Here is a 20240-nt window from a genome sequence, read left to right as displayed (position 1 = left end):
GCGGGATGGACGAAGCGATCCACGAGAAGGTCCGCGAGGTCATCAAGTCGATCCCGCGCGGCCGCGTCGCCACCTACGGCGACATCGCGGACCTGTCACGCGCGCCGTCGCCACGGCTGGTCGGCCGGATCCTCAACGAGGACGGGCACGACCTGCCGTGGCAACGCGTGATCAAGGCCGACGGCACCTGCGCCCCGCACCTGCGCGACGAGCAGCTGCAGATGTTGCGCGAGGAGGGCGTTCCCTCGTTGGACGGGAAGGTCAACCTGCGCGAGTACCGGTGGGAGGACGCCCGCAAGGACGCGGACGAACCTCCCAGCCTCTTCTGAGCCCTACTTGAGCCGGTAGGCGCGGATCACGGTGTGCTCCGCCGTGTTCCCCTTGCTGTCAGCGGCCTTCACCCGCAGCGACACGAACCCGGCCGTCTTCGGGTGCCGGACGAGCGCGCAGTTCGCGCTCACCGGAACAGCACGCCAGGTCCTGCCGTCGTCGAACGACACCTCGACCTTGACGCTGCGCACCCTGCCGTTGTCGGCACCGGCTTGCTGCTGCACCTCGATCGGCAGCCGCTGGACCCGGCCCGCCGGCAGCGAGTTGTCGTCGTCCAGCCGCACCGGGAACCGCACGGCCGTCAGCGGCAGCGGTGTCTGCCGCTCGTCGCGGCGCTGCGAGCGGAACGTCCACGCCGCCTTCACCTCGGTGCTGACCTCCGCCTCACGGGTCTGCTCGGTCTCGATGCGGTAGTTCGCCGCGGCCGCGGGGACCTTGAACTCGGCGGCGTAGCCGGTCGCTGCTTCACCGACCTTGACACCGTCGCGGAACAGCGCCGTGCGCCCGGACTTCTCCCTGATCTCCGCCCGGCCGCCGGTGTTGTCACCGAAGAGCGAAGGCTGGATGCCGATGGTGTCGCCGAACCGCGCCAGCTGCGGCAACTCGGCGACCCCGGACGCCGTGGGCGAGAAGACGCCGAAGCCCGCCCGCTCGGTGTAGGTACGCCCCGGCCGGTAGCGGCGGTCCGGCCCCATGAACACGAAGAGGTCGCTCTCGCCGTCCGGCCGCCGCACGTCCAATGTCGGGGACCAGGAGACGTCGGTCGTGAGGTACTCGGTGCTCCTGGCGTCCTCGGTGGAGAACAGGCCGGTGATGCCGGTGACGACGAGCTGTCCGCGGGAGAAGTTGCCCCTGAGGATCTCGCGGTCGGCGTTGCCCTTGCCGTATCTGGTTTCCACCCGCGCGAGCTCGTTCTTCTCGGGAGCTCGCGCGAAACCGGTCGGGTAGACGCCGGGGAGCTCCCACGCGAAGCGGTACATCGTGTTCGCCTTCTCGGCGACGGCCTGCTGGCCGACCTTCGCGGCGAACCGGGTGCCGGTCAACGCCGGGCCGACGTGCGCGGTCTGCATGATCCCGCTGAAGTCGCCGATCCCGAAGAACCCGCCGCCGGTGACGGCGTCGCCTTCCTCGCGCTCCCAGAAGATGTCGCTCTCCAGGTGCTCGCTGAGCCGCTCGGGAGCCTTGACGCTGATCGGCTTCGTCAGGCGGGCGTCCAGGGTGACCGCCACGTCCTCGGTCAGGTGCACACCGGGATGGACCATCTGGTCCATCTGACCGGGTACCTCGACGAGCCCGTCGACGACGTAGTGCCCCTTCGGCAGCCGCGCCGTGAACGTACCGCTCTCGTCGTACGGGCTGACCAGCTTGTCGTTCTCCACACCCAGCACGGTGGTGAGGTAGTTCGGCGCGGGCTTGCCCTGGCGGTCGATGTGGCTGACCGAGAGGGTGTAGCTCTCCACCTCGCGGTTGACGCTGAGCAGCGAGCGGACGGTCCGCGTGCCCGCGGTCGCCATCACCGCACCGGTGAAGGTCCCGTCGGTGGCGCCGACACGGGTGTCGGCGGTGATGGCGACTCGCGCCTCACCCCTGGCGGGCACGGTGATCTTCTCCGCACCGAGCTTGAACATGCCCGCCGGCGCGGCCGAGTCGATCTCCAGGTCGAACGTGACGCTCTCGGTCGAGGTGTTGCGATAGGTGAGCTGCCTGGTGACCAGCGGGTCGTCGTTGTGCGGCCACTGGGCGAGTCCCATGTGGAGGTTCGACGGCTCGGCCGTCACCTGCGCGGTGATCGCCTCGGCGAGGTCGATCCTCCCGGCGCCCTGCTCCATCGGCGAACGGCCTTCCAGTCGCTTCGCGCTGCTGGTCAACGCCGCCTTGAGCTGCGTGCCGTTCCAGTCCGGGTGCTGCTGCTTGAGCACCGCCGCCGCACCCGCCACGTGGGGCGTGGCCATGGACGTGCCGTCGAACGCGACCCGGCCGGTGCTGTTGGCCTTGGCCGCCGTGATCGCGACACCGGGGGCGGTCACGTCCGGCTTGATCGCACCGTCCCCGGCACGCGGCCCCCTGCTGGAGAAGGGCGCGAGCACGTCCTCCTTGTCGACGGCCCCGACGGTGAGCGCGGCGTCCGCACTGCCCGGCGAGCCGATGCTCTCCGCACGCCCCTCGTTGCCCGCGGCGATGACGAACAGCACGCCGTGCTGGGCGGACAACGTGTTCACGGCTTCCTCGAGCGGGTCGACACCCGCCTCGTCAGTCCCCCCGAGGCTGAGGTTGACGACGCTCGCGCCCTGTTCGACGGCCCAGCGCATCCCGTCGAGGATCGCCGACAACTGACACCCCTGCCGCTCGCACACCTTGCCGTCGAGGATCTGCGCGTCCGGCGCGACCCCGCGGAACCCGGCATCGTTGCTCGCGATCGTGGCCGCGACGTGCGTGCCGTGGCCGACGTGGTCGGTGTTGTCGGGTTCGCGGGTGAAGTTCTTTTCCGCGGCCTGGCGTCCCTTGAGGTCCGGATGGTTCTGGTCGACGCCGGAGTCCAGCACCGCGACCTTCACGCCCTTGCCCGTGTACCCCGCCCGCCACGCTTGTGGCGCGCCGACCTGCGGCACGCTGCGATCCAGGCTCAACTGGTACCTGGCGTCGAGCCAGATCTTCTCGGTGCTCTGGCTCAGCACCTCCCAGTTCGCGTGGACCTGCTTCCCGTTCACGAGCAGCGGCGTCTGCCGTTGGTAGCCCGACCGCAGCAGCTCCGCGACGTCGAACAGCCTCCGGTCGAGCTTGTCGTTCCGCACCAACCGTTCCGCGTCGAACGGGATGACGTAGGTGTGGTTCTTCTGCGTGTAGTGATGGAACAACACGTGCTTGCGGTTGGGTCCGGGGTGGACACCGCGCACCCGTCCCGCCTGGTCCACGAGCACCTCGTCGCCCGTGATCAGCGTGACTCCTCGTGGTGCGGGCGACGCCTCGGCCGCCGAAGCCGTGATGGACCCGATCAAGACAGCGAGCGCTATCGCCGCCGCTCTGCATTTCATCTGAACCCCCGACTGGTTCACGATCTTGCCGAACGGATGAATCTGTCGAGGGGACGTTAGTTTCGGTGCACCACAACGGACATCGGCCACATGACGTGGTCCGAAAGTGTTAGCGGCACCTGTTACGCGTTACGCTCGTAACGGCTTCTTGTTGGTGCACAAGGAAAACCGCCCTACAGCACCAGATCGATTCAGGACGAGTTCGAGCCGCAGAGTGAAATTTCCGCACCCATGGGGGCGGCGGCTTCTTCTAGGGATTTCCCGCACGTCGGCATGGTTCCATAGTGGTGGAAGATCAAGCGCCGCAACGGTTTTCCACCACCTCGCGGTAACCAGCACATCGACCACCAGAGGACGCGCGCCGAGCGATCGGAATGCGGCCCGTGGCATGCACAGGTGCCGGTGCCCGCGAAACGACCGCCGCACTGCGGCCCCGCGATCCGCCGAAGAAGTCGGACGCGCGGGGCCGTGACAACACGAGACCAACCGCCTCCCGCAACCGAGTGCGCACGGCCGCGACCTTCAGGGAAGTCGCGGCCGTGCGCCTCGGCAGGTCAAGCGGCGCGGCGGTGAGCCAGAGCGGCGTGATACCGGCGCAGCAGAGCTTCGACCACCAGCGGATGCGCGCCGATGGGCTCCGACACCACGTCCGCGCCGCACGAAGCGAGCGACCCGTGGAACGCGCCGGGCGCCAGCAGCCACGAAGCGACGGCCACGCGGCCGTGCAACCCGGAGACGACGTCGGGCACGCGGGGAGAAGCGGTCGCCACGTAGCCGACTCCGGACGCACGCAGCAACCGGGCGGCGGCCTGCACGTCAGCCAAAGCGCGCTGGTCCGAAGAGCCCGCGGCCGCGAGCACGACGGCGTCACCGCGGCGATGGCCCGCCTCCCGCAGGCGAGAGCACACGGCCGAGACCACCAGCGGGTCCGGGCCGAGCGCGGGCGCCAGCACGACGTCCGACCGGCCGGACAGGGCGATCTGCTGCGGGATGTCCACCCGCACGTGATAACCCGAAGCGAGGAACGCCGGCACCACGACCGCGGGCCCGTCCAGCACCGACGTCACGTCGGGCTGCGCGACATCCGCGTACGCGACCACCACCGGAACGTCCACACACGACCGCAGACCGGCAGCGATCTCTTCGATGACAACGGCTCCACCGGGATGACGCGTCCCGTGGGCGACGAGGACGAGCTTCACGCGGGCTCCATCGCGAGTCGGTATCCACGCTTCACGACCGTGCACACCATCCGCGGCTCCCCCAGCGCCGTGCGCAGTCGTCCGATCGCCGTCTCCACGGCGTGCTCCTCGCCGCCGGAAGGCAAGGCGGCCAACAGATCCTGCCGCGACACCACCCGGCCACGGGCGGCGACCAACGTGCGCAGCACGGCCATCGGTGCGGGGGCGACGGGCCGCAGCTCGCCGTCCACGAGAACGGCCTGGCCGCGCATCTCCATGTCCCGCGCGAAGATTCGCAACCTGGTGGCCCGAGCGGGCAGCTCCAGAGCGAGCTCCCGAGCCATCGACCCGATCCGCGCACGGGCGGGCTGCACGACCGGAATCCCGGCAGCGACGAGAGGTCCGGCGGTGATCGCACCGACACCGACCACGAGCACCTGGCGCCGCAGCACCTCCACCAGCGCGTCGTACTGACCGCGACCAGAGGCGGTGCGCAGCACGGAGGCGGCCGCTGGCGCGCTGGTGAACGTCAGCGCGTCCACCTGACCGGCCAGGACCGCGTCCAGCAGACGCTCGAGAGGCGCGATGTCGGCAGGCGGCATCCACCGGTACACCGGGATCTCCACCACCACGGCACCCGCCGCGCGCAGGGTGTTCACGAAGTCCGGCAGCGGTTCCCCGTGCAGCTGCACGGCGACGCGCTTCCCGGCCACCCCGGACCGCAGCAGGTACTGCAGCAGCTCGGCGTTGCTCTCCGACGACGGCGACCACGTGTCGACCAGCCCGGCGGCCCGCACCGCGCCGCGCGCCTTCGGGCCGCGCGCCAGCACGACGGCCGAACCGAGTGCCTGCAACAACCTGCTCGCGAGGCCCCAGCCGTCGGCGGCCTCGATCCAGCCTCGAAAGCCGATGCCGGTGGTGGCCACGACGACGTCCACCGGTGAGGCGACGAGCCCCTGCGTGGCGAGATGCAGCTCCGCGTCGTCGGGCAGCGGCACGATCCGCAACGCCGGACCGTGCACGACGGCGGCACCCTTGCGTTCCAGCAACGCGCCGAGTTCGTCGGCACGCCGCGCCGCCGTCACGCCGACGGTGAAGCCCGCGAGCTCGCCGGTCATGTCAGCTCCACCACGCCGTCGCGCACCCGCACGGGGTGCACGGCGACGGAATGCGAAGGGGAGTCCACGCAGACGCCGGTCCGCAGGTCGAACGCCTGCTTGTAGACCGGCGACACGACCACCGGCACGCCGCCGCGGTCGCCGACGATGCCGCGCGCCAGCACGGCCGCGCCGCTGAACGGATCGATGTTGTCCAGCGCGTGCACCGCACCCTCATGAGTCAGGAACACGGCCACCTGCGAGCCGTCCGGCAACAGCGCCGCCACGCCCTGTTCAGGACGAAGCGCGCTCAATGCGCACACGGGAGTCACACAGCGTGGAATCATCTGGCCACCTCCGGTATTCCAAGCTGGACAGGGACCTTCTGACCGCGTTCCTCGCGGAACGAGATGGTCGGGTCGGGAGTGCCGGGTGCGTTGACGAACGACTGGAAGCGAGCCAGCTTCTCGGGATCCTCGAGCACGCCGCGCCACTCGTCGGCGTACCCGCCCACGTGCGCGGCCATCGCTTCCTCCAGCTCGGCGCAGATGCCGAGGCTGTCGTTGATGATCACGTCACGCAGGTGGTCGAGCCCGCCGTCCATGCCCTCGACCCACGCGGACGTGCGCTGCAGCCGGTCGGCGGTGCGGATGTAGAACATCAGGAACCGGTCGATGTAGCGGATCAACGTCTCGGTGTCCACATCGGACGCGATCAGGTCGGCGTGCCGCGGCGTGAACCCGCCGTTGCCGCCGACGTAGAGGTTCCAGCCGTTCTCGGTCGCGATGACGCCGAAGTCCTTGCCGCGCGCCTCGGCGCACTCGCGCGCACACCCCGACACGGCGGACTTGAGCTTGTGCGGCGACCGCAGTCCCCGGTACCGCAGCTCCAGGTCGATGGCCAGCCCGACCGAGTCCTGCACGCCGTAGCGGCACCAGGTCGTGCCGACGCACGACTTGACCGTGCGCAGAGCCTTTCCGTACGCGTGCCCGGACTCGAAGCCCGCGTCCACCAGCCGGCGCCAGATCTGCGGCAGCTGGTCGACGGTCGCGCCGAACAGGTCGATCCGCTGACCGCCGGTGATCTTCGTGTACAGCCCGAAGTCGCGGGCCACCTCACCGATCACGATCAGCTTCTCCGGCGTGATCTCACCGCCGGGGATGCGCGGCACCACCGAGTACGTGCCGTTGCGCTGCATGTTCGCCAGGAACTTGTCGTTGGTGTCCTGCAACGAGGCCTGCTCGCCGCCGAGCACGTGCCCGTTGCCGAGCGACGCCAGGATCGACGCCACCGCGGGCTTGCAGATGTCGCAGCCGCGACCACGACCGTGCTTCTCGACCAGCGCGGAGAACGACGTTACCCGCGTGGCGCGCACGATCTCGAACAGCTCCGCGCGCGAGTGGTCGAAGTGCTCGCACAGCGCCTTCGACTGCTCGACACCGCATTCGGTGAGCAGCTGCTTGAGCAGCGGCACGCAGGAGCCACAACCGGTTCCGGCCTTCGTGCACGCCTTGATCGTCGGGACGTCCGTGCACACACCGGCGCAGATCGCGTCGGTGATCGTCTGCTTGGTGATCGCGTGGCAGGAGCAGACCTGCGCGTCCGCGGGCAGCGACAGTTCGGCGTTGCCACCGGGTTCGAGCAGTCCGGCGGGAACCTCCTTGCCCACCAGCGGGCGCAGCATCGCGTACTGCGCCGCGTCGCCGACGAGGATGCCGCCCAGCAACGTCTTCGCGTCGTCGGACACCACGAGCTTGCTGTACGTGCCCGCGACGGCGTTGTTGACCACGACCTCGAGCGCGCCCTCGGTCGTGGCGTGCGCGTCGCCGAACGACGCCACGTCGACGCCGAGCAGCTTGAGCTTCGTCGACAGGTCCGCACCGGGGAACTCGGCCGCACCGCCGAGCAGCCGGTCCGCGACGACCTCGGCCATCGAGTAGCCGGGCGCGACGAGACCGTAGACGGTGCCGCCGATCGCCGCGCACTCACCGATCGCGTACACGTCCGGGTCCGAGGTGCGGCACCCCTCGTCGACCGCGTAGCCGCCCCTCGGCCCGAGCTCGAGGCCCAGGTCCAGATCCGTGCGCGGCCTGATGCCCGCGGAGAACACGACCACGTCGAGGTCGAGCTCGACCCCGTTGGCCAGCTTGGCGATCAGCCGCGAGCCGTCGCGCTCGATCGACGACGCGGACGTGCCGGTGTGCACGGTGAGATCGAGCTTCTCGACCAGCCGCTTCAGCAGCCCGGCGCCGCCCTCGTCGACCTGGATGGGCATGAGGCGAGGAGCGAGCTCCACGACGTGCGGGGAGATCCCCATGCCGCGCAACGCGTTCGCCGCTTCGAGCCCGAGCAGGCCGCCGCCGAGCACCATGCCCGCACGCCGGCCGGAGCCGTGCGCGGACTTGACCGTCTCGCGGATCGCGTCGAGGTCGTCGATGGTGCGGTAGACGTGGCAGCCGGGCAGGTCGCGTCCGGGCACCGGCGGCACGAACGGCGTGGAGCCGGTCGCGAGCACCAGTGCGTCGTAGGACACCTCGACACCGCTGGCGGACGTGACGACCCGGCGTTCGCGGTCGACGCTGACCACGGTCTCGCCGAGCCGGATGTCCGCGCCTTCGAGAGGTGCGAGCTCCAGCGACTCGGAGCGCCAGGTGTCCACATAGGACGACAGCGCGACGCGGTCGTAGGCGGGACGCTTCTCCTCGCCGAAGACCACTATCCGCCAGGTTCCTGAAACGTCCTTGGCGCGGAGGGCTTCCACGAGCCGGTGGCCGACCATGCCATGGCCGATCACAACTAGCTGCATTGGATTGTTTGGCAGGGTCATCGGGCACACCTCCTTCCGCCCGCTATGCTCAGCGGACGGCATGTCATCCCAAGGTCGGCGATATTTCCGCCGTGTTAAAGGAAACTCTCTTCGCAGGTAGCTGAGTTGTGCGTCACACGCCGGCGTAGGCCAGGCTCGGCACCCGCGCGAACACCCTGCTGCGCAGGTAGAACCACCACGTGGTCACGACACAGGCCCCGTAGAAGAAGAGAATCGCGATCAGCGCGGGGGTGAGCGTCTTGCTGCCCTCGAGCGAGAACTTGAAGACGAGGTTCACCAGCACGCCACCGAGCGCGCCGATCGCACCGGCGATGCCGACGACCGCCGCGGCCTGCCGCTTCGCGGACTTGATGTCGTCGGTCTGCGCGGAGTAGATGGCCGGGATCATCCGGTAGGTCGAGCCGTTGCCGACACCCGCGAGCACGAACAGCGCGATGAACGAGCCGAAGAACAGCGGGAAGCTCTTCACGTCGACGCTCAGCATCACGCCGACCGTGCCCAGCCCGAGCCCGACGAACGTCACCAGCGTCACCTTGGCGCCACCGATGCGGTCGGACAGCCAGCCGCCGAGCGGACGCGCGACCGAGCCGATCAGCGCGCCGAGGAAGGCGAGCGCGACCCAGCCCTTGTAGTCGACGAAGCTGATCTTGATGAGCGACGGGAACGCGAACGAGTAGCCGATGAACGAGCCGAACGTCCCGATGTAGAGGAACGACATGACCCAGGTGTGCTTGTTGGACAGCGCCAGCTTGTAGGACTGGCCGTCCGGCTTGGCCTGGGTGAGGCTGTCCATGAAGAACCACGCGCAGGCGGTCGCGAGCACGATGAACGGCATCCAGATCACGGCGGCGTAGGCGAGGTTGATGCCGGTGCCGATGGTGATGACGATCGGCACGACCAGCTGGGTGATCGCGACGCCCAGGTTGCCGCCCGCGGCGTTGAGACCGAGCGCGAGGCCCTTCTTGCCCTCCGGGTAGAAGAACGAGATGTTCGCCATCGACGACGAGAAGTTGCCGCCGCCGAGTCCCATCGCGGCCGAGGTCAGCAGGAAGAACCAGTAGGGCGTGCCGGGCGTCGTGACCGCGTAGATCAGCAGGGCGCACGGGATGAGCAGCAGGCCCGCGCTGATCGTCGTCCACACGCGACCACCGAACTTCGGCACCGCGAACGTGTACGGCACGCGCAGCGTCGCGCCGACGAGGTTCGGCACGATCAGCAGCCAGAACTGCTGGCCGATGGTGAACTTGAAGCCGACGGAGCCGAGGCTCACGACGACGATGCTCATCAGCACCCAGACGCTGAAGCCCAGGTTCTCGGCGAGGATCGAGAAGATGAGGTTCTTGCGGGCGACCTTCTTGCCGGACTTCTCCCAGAACTCGGGGTTCTCCGGCTCCCAGTGGTCGATCCAGCGCCCACTCCGGGCTGCGGGCTTCTGCTCCGGCTTCTCAAGAACTGCGCTCATTGCCGACCTCCGGGGGATCGTGGGATGCGAAGACCGTAGGAACGGCTCATTACCTGTGCGTGCGATCGGGTTGCGGCAACGGCAACTCCGTCGCACATCACGCGGACCGCGGTTGTGAGGCTTCGAGCCAGTCGACGAGACCGCACACCGCGTCCTTGCAACCGCCACAACCGGTGGTGGCGCGTGTCACTTCCGCCAGCGCTGACACGGTTTCCGCGCCCGCGCGCCACGCGCTGACGATCTGCCCCTTGGAGACCGTGTTGCAGCGGCACACCACCGCGCTCGCGGGCAGGTCGGCCGGGCTGGCGGCCTCACCGGGCAGCGCGCGCCCGAGCAACAGCGCGAGCCGGTCCGTCGGCGCGGGCTGGCCGCGGTCGTAGAGCTGGGTGATCGTCGCGGCCGCGTCGGGTGCGCCGAGCAGGATCGCGCCGGTGACCTTGTCGTCGCGCAGCACGAGCTTCGCGTACCGGCCGCGCACAGGGTCGGTGAAGCACAGCACTTCCGACTCGGGGCAGTCGACGTCGACGTGCACGTCGCCGAGCGCGGCCAGGTCGACGTCGCGCGCCTTCAGCCGCGTGATCACCGACGTGCCCTTGTAGCGGGAGCCCGGCGCCGAGCCGGTGAGCCGGTCGGCGAGCACGGATGCCTGGTCCCACGCGGGTTGCACGAGTCCGGACACCGTGCCGGGGTGCTGCGCGCAGTCGCCGATCGCGTGGATGCGCGGGTCGCTGGTGCGCAGCGCGTCGTCCACGACGATGCCGCGGTCGATGGTCAGGCCGGCTTCTTCGGCGAGCCTCGTGTCGGCCCGCACGCCCGCGCTCACGACCACCAGCTCGGCGGGCACGTGCGAGCCGTCGTCGAGCGCCAGCCCGTCCCCGGCCAGGTACTTCGTCGCGAGCACACCGAGCCGGAACTCGATGCCGAGCGTCCCGAGCGTGCGGGCGAGCACCCGTCCGGCGCCCGCGTCGAGCTGGCGTTCCATCAGGTGTCCCACGGGATGCACGACGGTGACGAGGCAGCCGCGACCGGCGAGGCCGCGCGCCGCCTCGATGCCGAGCAGCCCGCCGCCGAGCACCGCGACCGGCATGCCGGGGCCCGCCTTCTCGACGATCCGGGCGCAGTCGTCCAGCGACCGGAACGCGACGACGCCGGGCGCCATCGTGCCGTCCGGGTCGAGCAGTCCTTCCGTGGGAGGCACCCACGGTTTGCTGCCGGTCGCGAGAACCAGTGCGTCGTAAGGGATTTCCTCGTCGTCGATGGTGATCGTCCGCGCCTTGCGGTCGATCGACCTGACCGTGGTGCCGAGTCTCAGGTCGATGCCGTGGTCGTGCGCCCACTGCTCGTCGTGCAGGCTCACGGACTCCGGCGTCATCGTGCCGGCGACCACGGTGGACAGCAGGACGCGGTTGTACGCGGCGTGCTGCTCGTCGCCGACGACCGTGACGTGCATTTCCTTGTCCCTGCGGCGGATCTCGTCCGCGAGACGTGCTCCGGCCATGCCGTAGCCGACGATCACGACGCGCCTCATGCTGGCTCCAATCGGACGGCACAGACCTTGAACTCGGGCATCCGGCTCGTCGGGTCGAGCGCGGGGTTGGTGAGCACGTTCGCCCTGCCGTCGCCGGGGAAGTGGAACGGCAGGAACACCACGTCCGGGCGCATCGACGACACGCACCGCACCTTGGCCTGCATCTCGCCTCGCCTGGAGACGACCTTCGCGGTGCCGCCTGCCTCCAGCCCGGCGCGGTGCGCGGTGTCCGGGTGGATCTCGACGAACGCTTCCGGCACCGCCTGGTTGAGCTCCTGGATCCGCCGCGTCTGCGCACCGGACTGGTAGTGCTGGAGCACGCGTCCCGTGGTGGCGTACAAGGGGAACTCGTCGTCCGGCGGTTCGGCCGGCCCCCGGTGGTCGACCGCGACGAAGCGCGCTTTCCCGTCCGGGTGGGCGAAGCGGTCGAGGAACAGGCGCGGCGTGCCGGGATGGTCCTCGCTCGGCACCGGCCAGTGCAGCTCTTCGGTCTCGAGCCGTGCGTAGGTGATGCCCGAGTAGTCCGCCGCGCCGCCCTGTGATGCCCTGCGCAGCTCGGTGAACACGTCTTCGGGCTCGGTCGGGAACCGCTCTTCCGGTTGCCCGAGTCGGGTCGCGAGGCCGTTGATGAGCTCCAGGTCGCTGCGCACGCCTTCGGGTGCGCTGAGCGCCTTGGTGCGCCGCTGGATCCGGCCTTCGAGGTTGGTCATCGTGCCGTCCTCCTCGGCCCACTGCGTGACCGGGAAGACGACGTCGGCCATCGCGGCGGTCTCGGAGAGCACGAAGTCCGCCACCACCAGCAGGTCCAGCGACTCGAGCCGCTTCGTGATGTGCTTCGCGCGCGGCGCCGAGACGACCGGGTTGCTGCCGAACACGAGCAAGGTCTTGATGTCCTGCCCGAGCGCGTCGAGCAGTTCGTACGCGCTGCGCCCCGGTCCTGGCAGGTCGTCGACACCCCAGACCTGCTTGATGTGCTCGCGGGCCGCCGGGTCGTCGATCTTGCGGTAGCCGGGGAGCTGGTCCGCCTTCTGGCCGTGCTCGCGCCCGCCCTGCCCGTTGCCCTGCCCGGTCAGGCAGCCGTACCCGGAGTACTTCCTGCCCGGCAGGCCGAGCGCCAGCGCCAGGTTGATCCACGCGGACACGGTGTCCGTGCCGCTGGCGTGCTGCTCGGTGCCGCGCCCGCTGAGGATGAAGGCGTTGCCGCGCAACAGTTCCACCGCGGCGCGCTGGTCCTGCACCGACACCCCGGTGACGCGCTCGACCCGTTCCGGCCACCACGCGGCCGCGACCCGCCACGCCGCGTCGAACCCGGTGGTGCGCTCGTGCACGTACTGCTTGTCGATCGCGCTGTTGATGAACGCCGTGTGCAGCAGCCCCAGCGCCAGCGCGAGGTCCGTGCCCGGCGCGGGCTGCAGGTGCAGCGCCGCCATCTCGGCGGTCGCCGTGCGCCGCGGGTCGACGACGATCAACTGGGCGTTGGTCAGGTGTTTCATGAACGGCGGCATCGTCTCCGCGGGGTTCGAACCCGCGAGGAGCACGGCGTCGGCGTTCCGCAGGTCCGCGAGCGGGAACGGCATGCCCCGGTCGAGCCCGAACGCCTTGTTCCCCGCCGCGGCGGCCGACGACATGCAGAACCGGCCGTTGTAGTCGATCTGCGACGTCTTCAGCGCGACCCGCGCGAACTTGCCGAGCAGGTACGCCTTCTCGTTGGTCAGCCCGCCGCCGCCGAACACCGCGACCTGGTCGGGTTCATACTCCTTGATCTTCGTCGCGACGAAGTCGAGCGCCTCGTCCCAGCTGGCAGGCTCGCCGTGGATCAGCGGGGTGGTGAGGCGGCCCGGAGTGTTCAGCAGTTGCGCGGACGTCCAGCCCTTCTGGCACAGCCCACCCGGACCGGGCAGCACGCGCTGGCCGGTCACCGTCATGGAGCACTGCAGTGCGCAGTAGGGGCAATGGGTCACAGGGAGGACGCTAAGTAGGTCCCGTTAACCCGAAAGCATGGAATGTTTCGTCCAGACGAACTTGGCCGCCCAGCGTGAAGTGGCCACTGGTGAAATCGCCGCGGGTTTGATCTACCTCACAGCAGGTTGGTCACCTGGTGCGCCGCCCGCTCCAGCCCGGCCAGCGACTGCGCGTTCGACAACGGGTGCAACGCGTGCACGGCCAGCCGGAACAGCAACGCGTGCAACAGCGACTGCGACCACTCGGTGAGGTGCCCCCACCGCTGCAGGATGCCCTCGTCCGCGCCACCCCAGGCGAGCGCGTCCACGACCACCACGGCAGCAGCCCACTCGGCGGGCCGCCAGTACGCGGTGAAGTCGACGACGGCGGGCGCCGCGTCCCCGGCGAACAGCACGTTCCCGAACAGGTCCCCGTGCACGACCTGCGGCTTGAGCGTGATCGGCTTCCGCAGCTCCGCCAGGATCTCGAACAGCCGCCCGCCGAGCCCGGCGTCGAGCGGCACGTCGTCCTCGCCCCACGAGCACCGGTCGGCGACGGCGAAGATGTCCGTGCGGGTCTCGAGGAACCTCGGCTTCGGCAGGTCCGCGGTGGCCTGGTGCAGGCGCACCGCCACGCTCACGACCTCGTCGTGCCGCGGCTCGGCGCGCCCGGAGAGGTACTTCGTCGCGGACCAGCCACCGACCACGTACCGGCCGTCGGTGGACCGCAGCGGTCTGCCCATCCGCAGGCCCGGCACGTCGAGGCCGTCGAGCGTCTTGGCGACCCACGTCGCCTCGGCCGGCTTGCCCGCCGGGCGGATGGTGGCGTCGCCGCACTTCCAGGCCGGTCCGCCGTCGATCAGCTCGGGCTCTGCGTCACGTGCCCCGAACGCCGCACGCACGTGCGCTGGGGGCGGCTCGGGAGAACGGGTCACGGCCAGGCACGCTACCTGCCTACGCCGTCCGGGTGGTGGAGGCCGACACGCCGTGATTCAGCCCACCACCCGAACAGCCCAGTGCATGTCTCGTGAAAGCCACCTTCACCACTTTCTGCGTGGTGAAGGTGGCTTTCACGCTCAACACCGTCAGTAAGTGGGCAGTGAGGGGTCGACCTCGCGAGCCCACGCGAGCACACCGCCACCCACGTGCACGGCGTCGCGGAACCCGGCCTTGTGCAGCGCGGCGAGCGCCTCGGCCGACCGAGCCCCGGACTTGCAGTGCAGCACGAGCGGCTTGTCCTGAGGCAGCTCGGCGAACGCCTCGCCCGACAGGATCCGGTCCTTCGGAATCAGCACGGACCCCGGAATGCGCACGATCTCGAACTCGTGCGGCTCACGCACGTCGATCAGCACGAAGTCCTCACCGGACTCCTGCTTGTGCTTGAGCTCGAGCGGCGTGATCGTGTTGCCGGCGGCGGCCGAGACGGCCTCGTCCGACACGACACCGCAGAACGCGTCGTAGTCGATCAGCTCGGTGATCTTCGGCGAGTCCGGGTCCTTGCGGATCTTGATGGTCCGGTACGACATCTCCAGCGCGTCGTAGACCATCAGGCGGCCGAGCAGCGGGTCGCCGATGCCGGTCAGCAGCTTGATCGCCTCGGTGACCATGATCGAACCGATGGACGCGCACAGCACGCCCAGCACGCCGCCCTCGGCGCACGACGGGACCATGCCGGGAGGCGGCGGCTCCGGGTAGAGGTCGCGGTAGTTGAGGCCCTGGCCGTTGGGCGCGTCCTCCCAGAACACGCTGACCTGGCCCTCGAACCGGAAGATCGAGCCCCACACGTACGGCTTGCCGAGCAGCACGGCCGCGTCGTTCACCAGGTACCTGGTGGCGAAGTTGTCCGTGCCGTCCAGGATCAGGTCGTAGTCGCGGAAGATCTCCAGCGCGTTCTCGGAGTTCAGGTGCGTCTGGTGCAGGTTGACCTTGACGAACGGGTTGATCTCGGCGACCGAGTCGCGCGCGGACTCGGCCTTCGCGCGGCCGACGTCGGACTGACCGTGGATCACCTGGCGCTGCAGGTTCGACTCGTCGACGACGTCGAAGTCGACGACGCCGAGCGTGCCGACACCGGCGGCAGCGAGGTACAGCAGTGCGGGGCTTCCGAGGCCTCCCGCGCCGACGACCAGCACCTTCGCGTTCTTCAGTCGTTTCTGACCGTCCACCCCGACGTCCGGGATGATCAGGTGCCGGCTGTAGCGCGCGACTTCTTCCTTGGTCAGCTCCGCTGCGGGCTCCACGAGCGGCGGAAGCGCCATCTGGTCCTCCTCGACGAAAAGCATGTCCCTGGCCAGGACAACACCCACCCTGCCTGCTGTCTTCCCGGATGGGAAGCCGTCCCAAGGGCCGGGATCAGGGCGCCACGTTCGCGGGGAACGCGTTCGGCGTGCACACCTTGCCGTCCGCCGGAACGACGTCCGTTCCCCCGTTGAGCTGGGAGACGAAGTTGTTCGAGACGCCGAACGTCTGCTGCATCATCACGGGCGCGGCCGCACCGTTCTCGCCGCAGGCCGCGTGCTGGTTGCCCAGCGCGTGCCCGACCTCGTGGTTGATCAGGTAGTTGCGGTACAGCGCCAGGTCGCCGTTGAACGCCTTCGCGCCGCGCACCCAGCGGGCCGCGTTGATGACCACGCGGTTGCTCGGGTCGTCCCAGCACGAGGTCTCGAACGGGATCTGCGCGCCGCAGATCTGCTGGGTCGTCTTGCTGGAGGTGAGGCTGACGATGAAGTCGGGGTTCTGGTTCGCCTCGACCTTCTGCAGCGCGACCTGCTTCGTGCCGATCCAGCTGCGCGGGTCCGCGAGGAAGTCGTCGACCGACTTGGCGAACGCGGCGTCGTCGTTGCCGTAGTCGGACGCCTTCACGCCGTCCTCGATCGCGACGGCGTACTTCTTGAAGTTCTTCGCGCCCGCGTCACCGAGCCTGGGCCCGCTGCCCGCCAGCGCGCGCCACGTCTTCGCGCCGTCCGTCGAGTAGTCCGGACCGGCGGGCAGATCCGCCGTCGGGATGTTCAGGTTCTGCTTCGGGGCCTGGATCTCGGTCGCGTCCGGCGACTGCGACGTCGGCGGGGCCGACGCGCTGCTGTCCGTGCCCGACGCGGGCGCGCTCCCACCCGGCTGGACCGTGTCCAGCACGACGAGCGCGGTCAGCACCAGCAGCACGGGAATCGCGTAGATGCGCCAGCCGTAGCTCGCGACGAGCTTCTTCGCGCTCTTCCGCTTGCGCGGCGCAGGTCGAGTACCTTCCGGCTCCCACGACGCGGCGAGCGGCTCAGCGCTCGTGCGGCGGGCGCCACGCCGGTAGCGGTCCACCTCGTCCGCAGCTCTCTCGGTCGCCCGGTTCACGCCGAACAGGGTCCCACATCGCCCGGATAGCCGTCTGCCATCACCATGTGTGTCGATCGAGTGCTTCCCACATGCCCAGAACGGCCCTGGCGACCGTCGCAGGGCGCTCCATCTGGGCGACGTGGCCGGTCCGGGGCAGTACCAGGAGTCGTCCGTCGCGCAGTGACCGGACCGTCCGCGGGCCTTTGTTGACAGTCACCAGTTTGTCCTCGACGCCCCACACGACGAGCGTCGGCGCCTGCACCCTCGGCAGGACGTTCCACAGCGACCGGCCGCGCGGCGCGAACCAGGCCCGCATGAGCCCGATCGTGCTCTGCCCGAGCGCGGCCTCCGCCCACTTCTGCGCGGCGCGTTCCTCGTTCTCCCTGATGGTCTCCTCGACCCGGTGCTCGGGCACCTTGCCCGGTTCCGCGAAGCACAGCCGCAGCATCTGGTCGGTGCGTTCGCGGGCGGTGAGCTGGGCGAGCTGCCTGCGCACCCGGCGGCCGACGAACGGGACGTAGGCCAGCGGCAGGCGCGGGTCCGAGACTCGGCTGAGGTGCGGGCGCAGGTCCGGGACCGCGGGCGAGATGAGCGTGAGAGTCCTGACCAGGTCCGGCCGCTGCGCGGCGACCAACGCCGAGATCGCACCGCCCATCGAGTTGCCGAAGAGGTGAACCGGCTTCTCCAGCCGTTCGACGAACCGCGTCACCGTTTCGGCGTGGGCCGACAGGCTGAAGTCGTAGCCGGGGATCGGCTCGGAACGACCGAAGCCGGGCAGGTCGATCGCGTACCCGTGCACGTGGTTGCTCAGCTGCTGCGCGAGGTCCGTCCAGTTCGTCGCCGAGCCCCCCAGCCCGTGCACGTACACCGCCGTCGGCCCTGGTCCAGGCGTTTCTCTGACGTGCAGCGAATGCCCGTCGACCTCGTGGAAGGTGCCGGGCCACGGCGCGGTCGTGTTGTCCAGTGGAGGCAGGTCCACCGTCGAGAGGTTCACACCAGTCAGGGGGCTCACCACACCAGGATGCGGGAAAAGGCACTCAAGTGGTTCCCAGAGTTGGGCTACTAGCGAGTAAGGTTGCGTGCGCGCTGGGGACGGGCAACCCCTTTCCCGGCAGAGATGACCTTGCTGGAGGCACCATGACGGAGACGGCTCAGAGCGCACCCGCGGGCCGTGGCGTTCGTTTGCCACGCACCGCGCGACGCGCTCAACTGCTCGCCGCGGCGCAGGACGTGTTCGTCGCCAACGGCTACCACGCCGCCGCGATGGACGAGATCGCCGAGCGCGCGGGCGTGTCGAAGCCGGTCCTCTACCAGCACTTCCCCGGCAAGCTCGAGCTGTACATGGCGCTGCTCGAGTCGCACGTGGACGAACTGGTCGGCCGCGTGCGCGCCGCCATCGCGTCCTCGCCGGACAACAAGCTGCGCGTCCGCGCGACCGTGGCCGCGTTCTACGACTTCGTCGACGGCGAGGGCCAGGCGTTCCGCATGGTCTTCGAGTCCGACCTGCGCTCCGAGCCCTCCGTGCAGGAGGCGGTCGAGCGGGCCACCACGGACTCGGTCGACGCGATCACCGACACGATCACCGCGGACGCCGGCCTCCCGCCGGACCGGGCGCGCCTGCTCGCGGTCGGCCTCGTCGGCCTGTCCCAGGTGACGGCGCGCCAGTGGCTCGCCGACGGCCGCAGGGTCTCCAAGGACGACGCCGTCGCGCTGATCTCCAACCTGACGTGGCGCGGCATCGGCGGCGGTTTCCCGCTCCAGCAGCACTGACGCGAATGCCGTCGGGTCAAAATTCGCGGACTCGAGGTCCGCGAATGTGCCCCCGACGCCATTTCAGCTACATCAGTGACGCGATGCGGTGGGCCACGTCGGTCGAGCGTTCCAGCGGGAGCATGTGGCCGGCCCGCGGGTAGATCACCAGCTCGGCGTGCGGGAGCGCGGCCGCCATCGCGCGGGCGTGCCGCAACGGGGTGAGCCGGTCGGCGCCCCCGGCGAGCACCGCGGTGGGGATGTCCGACAGCACGTCCAGCGCCGAGCGGCGCTGGTGCACGGTCAGCTCCTCGCGGATCCCGATCAGCGTGGCCCCGTCCGTCCGGCCGACCATCTCGGCACTGGCCCGCACATCGGCCCACGAGGCACCGCGCCCGAACGCGCCGATCCGCAGACCGGGTGCGATGACCCGCGCGAACCCGACCCGAGGACGCTTCGCCAGCCACCGGCCCGCGAAGCGCTCGACCGGGTGCATCGCGGGCAGGTCGCCGCAGGACGTCGCCACCAGCACGACCCCGGACACCCGCTCGAAGAGCGACGGTCGTGACTCGGCCAGCGCCATGATCGTCATGCCGCCGAGCGAGTGTCCGGCGAGCACGATCCGCCCCGACGGAACGCGCTCCTCCAGCACCGCGGCGAGGTCGTCGGCCAGCTCGGAGATCCGCGCGGGAAGTCCGGCGCCGGAACGACCGTGCCCGCGGTGGTCGTACCGCAGCACCCGCCCCGGCAGCGCCGGGGCGACCCGGTCCCACGCGGTGAGGTCCATGGTCCAGGCGTGCAGCAGCACCGCCGTCACGTCACCGGTCCCGGAGCAGGCACCGGACTCGACGACGTTCAGCCGATCAAGAACGAGCGGCGCCATGCGCGCATCCCCGGCTTTCCGACGAGTCCGGCCTCGGACAGGAACGACATGATCCGCTCGCCGGACCAGCGCATCGTCTCCTGGTACGCGGGGTTCCCCATGGCCGCGCGGCGGGCGACGACCGGGTCGAGCCCCACGGCCGCGTAGACGGCCGGGTTGATGATCGACCGGGTGACCATCATGGACACGTTCGCGAGCAGCCACTTCTGGTACGGCAGCTCGAACGACCGCAGCTCCGCCCTGCCGCGCAGCAGCTCCTCGCGCGCGAACCGGACGTGCCGCGCCTCTTCGAGCACGTGGATCCGGTTGACCATCCGCACGACCGGCTGGACGTTCTCGTCGGCCATCGCCTCGCGCTGGAGCCGGTCGAGCACCTCCTCGGCCACCAGGATCGAGCCGTACATCGCGGGCCCGTAGCCGACGGTCGGCAGCAGCTTGCCGAGCCGGTGCACCTGGCGGACCGGCCCGTACGCGGGGCAGCCGACGTGCTCGACCAGCCGCGCGAACATCGTCGAGTGGCGGCACTCGTCCGCGACCTCGGTGAGCGCGTACTGGGCGTGCCGGGTGGTCGGATCGGTGTTGTAGACGACCTTCACCAGCATCTGCATGAGCAGGAGCTCGAACCACAGTCCGACGGACGCGACGCTGGCGAGTTCGTGCTTCGAGAGCTCGATGCGCTGCTCGTGGGTCAGCGAGTCGTACAGCGACGTGCCGTAGAGCGAGATCCGGTGCTCGGGGACGAAGAACTTGCCCTCGACGAGCGGCGCGGACCAGTCGATGTCGACCTCGGGGTCGTAGAACTTGTCCGCGGACGACTTGAGCAGCCGTTCCGCGGTCTTCTCGCGATCGGCGACCTTCATCGGTTGCCCTCCCCGGCGTAAGTGTTA

16 protein-coding genes are annotated in these 20240 nt (G+C 69.7%); 2 read left to right on the top strand and 14 right to left on the bottom strand.

From position 1 onward, the window contains the following. Positions 1 to 5 precede the first annotated feature (5 nt). Positions 6 to 329 carry an MGMT family protein gene (locus FKR81_RS24810; RefSeq protein WP_146354898.1) on the top strand — a complete coding sequence of 108 codons (324 nt, stop codon included), beginning with the start codon at positions 6 to 8 and terminating at the stop codon, positions 327 to 329. A 3-nt stretch (positions 330 to 332) separates the two neighbouring features. Here the strand turns inward: FKR81_RS24810 and FKR81_RS24805 are convergent, their stop codons facing one another. The 12 genes from FKR81_RS24805 to FKR81_RS24750 all read right to left on the bottom strand — a co-directional run bounded on the left by FKR81_RS24805 (position 333) and on the right by FKR81_RS24750 (position 17733). Continuing rightward, positions 333 to 3326 (bottom strand): S8 family serine peptidase, encoded by a 2994-nt coding sequence (locus FKR81_RS24805; RefSeq protein WP_186763154.1) that lies wholly within the window; start codon positions 3324 to 3326, stop codon positions 333 to 335. Between the two features lie 590 nt (positions 3327 to 3916). Next, positions 3917 to 4564, bottom strand: coding sequence for a sirohydrochlorin chelatase (locus tag FKR81_RS24800; protein WP_146354894.1), 648 nt, complete (start codon positions 4562 to 4564; stop codon positions 3917 to 3919). Then, a complete protein-coding gene (locus FKR81_RS24795; RefSeq protein ID WP_146354892.1) occupies positions 4561 to 5661 on the bottom strand; it encodes a uroporphyrinogen-III synthase in 1101 nt (366 codons plus the stop codon). Before FKR81_RS24795 ends, FKR81_RS24800 begins: the two co-directional genes overlap by 4 nt. Next, the gene (gene nirD, locus FKR81_RS24790; protein ID WP_407936551.1) at positions 5658 to 5963 is read right to left on the bottom strand and encodes a nitrite reductase small subunit NirD; all 306 of its coding nucleotides are present in this window, start codon (positions 5961 to 5963) and stop codon (positions 5658 to 5660) included. The genes FKR81_RS24795 and nirD overlap by 4 nt, the downstream gene beginning before the upstream one ends. 20 nt (positions 5964 to 5983) lie before the next feature. After that, positions 5984 to 8446, bottom strand: a complete 2463-nt coding sequence (nirB, locus tag FKR81_RS24785; RefSeq protein ID WP_146355043.1) for a nitrite reductase large subunit NirB — start codon at positions 8444 to 8446, stop codon at positions 5984 to 5986. 133 nt (positions 8447 to 8579) lie between these two features. Beyond that, positions 8580 to 9929: an MFS transporter gene (locus FKR81_RS24780; protein WP_146354889.1), complete on the bottom strand. Its 1350-nt coding sequence runs from the start codon at positions 9927 to 9929 to the stop codon at positions 8580 to 8582. A gap of 97 nt (positions 9930 to 10026) precedes the next feature. Beyond that, a complete protein-coding gene (locus FKR81_RS24775; RefSeq protein ID WP_146354887.1) occupies positions 10027 to 11457 on the bottom strand; it encodes an FAD-dependent oxidoreductase in 1431 nt (476 codons plus the stop codon). Continuing rightward, entirely contained in the window at positions 11454 to 13382 is a 1929-nt protein-coding gene (locus FKR81_RS24770; RefSeq protein WP_146354885.1) for a molybdopterin oxidoreductase family protein, read from the bottom strand. Before FKR81_RS24770 ends, FKR81_RS24775 begins: the two co-directional genes overlap by 4 nt. Before the next feature lie 152 nt (positions 13383 to 13534). Then, on the bottom strand, positions 13535 to 14332 hold the full coding sequence (locus FKR81_RS24765) for a TIGR02569 family protein (RefSeq protein WP_146354883.1): 798 nt from the start codon (positions 14330 to 14332) through the stop codon (positions 13535 to 13537). A 150-nt stretch (positions 14333 to 14482) separates the two neighbouring features. Beyond that, complete coding sequence (moeZ, locus tag FKR81_RS24760; RefSeq protein ID WP_146355041.1) at positions 14483 to 15655, bottom strand: adenylyltransferase/sulfurtransferase MoeZ; 1173 nt, start codon at positions 15653 to 15655, stop codon at positions 14483 to 14485. A gap of 94 nt (positions 15656 to 15749) precedes the next feature. Beyond that, positions 15750 to 16739: a DUF3152 domain-containing protein gene (locus FKR81_RS24755; protein WP_146354881.1), complete on the bottom strand. Its 990-nt coding sequence runs from the start codon at positions 16737 to 16739 to the stop codon at positions 15750 to 15752. Between the two features lie 40 nt (positions 16740 to 16779). Then, positions 16780 to 17733: an alpha/beta fold hydrolase gene (locus FKR81_RS24750; protein WP_235921745.1), complete on the bottom strand. Its 954-nt coding sequence runs from the start codon at positions 17731 to 17733 to the stop codon at positions 16780 to 16782. Positions 17734 to 17858: 125 nt separating this feature from the next. On the opposite strand from FKR81_RS24750, the gene FKR81_RS24745 reads away from it, so the two are divergent. Next, positions 17859 to 18491 (top strand): TetR/AcrR family transcriptional regulator, encoded by a 633-nt coding sequence (locus FKR81_RS24745; RefSeq protein WP_146354875.1) that lies wholly within the window; start codon positions 17859 to 17861, stop codon positions 18489 to 18491. 67 nt (positions 18492 to 18558) lie between these two features. Here the strand turns inward: FKR81_RS24745 and FKR81_RS24740 are convergent, their stop codons facing one another. Then, a complete protein-coding gene (locus FKR81_RS24740; protein ID WP_146354873.1) occupies positions 18559 to 19353 on the bottom strand; it encodes an alpha/beta fold hydrolase in 795 nt (264 codons plus the stop codon). Beyond that, positions 19326 to 20213 carry an AurF N-oxygenase family protein gene (locus tag FKR81_RS24735; RefSeq protein WP_146354871.1) on the bottom strand — a complete coding sequence of 296 codons (888 nt, stop codon included), beginning with the start codon at positions 20211 to 20213 and terminating at the stop codon, positions 19326 to 19328. Before FKR81_RS24735 ends, FKR81_RS24740 begins: the two co-directional genes overlap by 28 nt. Positions 20214 to 20240 lie beyond the last annotated feature (27 nt).

Source organism: Lentzea tibetensis, from assembly GCF_007845675.1.
Taxonomy (GTDB): Bacteria; Actinomycetota; Actinomycetes; order Mycobacteriales; family Pseudonocardiaceae; genus Lentzea; species Lentzea tibetensis.
Note: the sequence above shows the minus strand (reverse complement) of the source record. Positions and strands in the feature narration are given on the sequence as shown.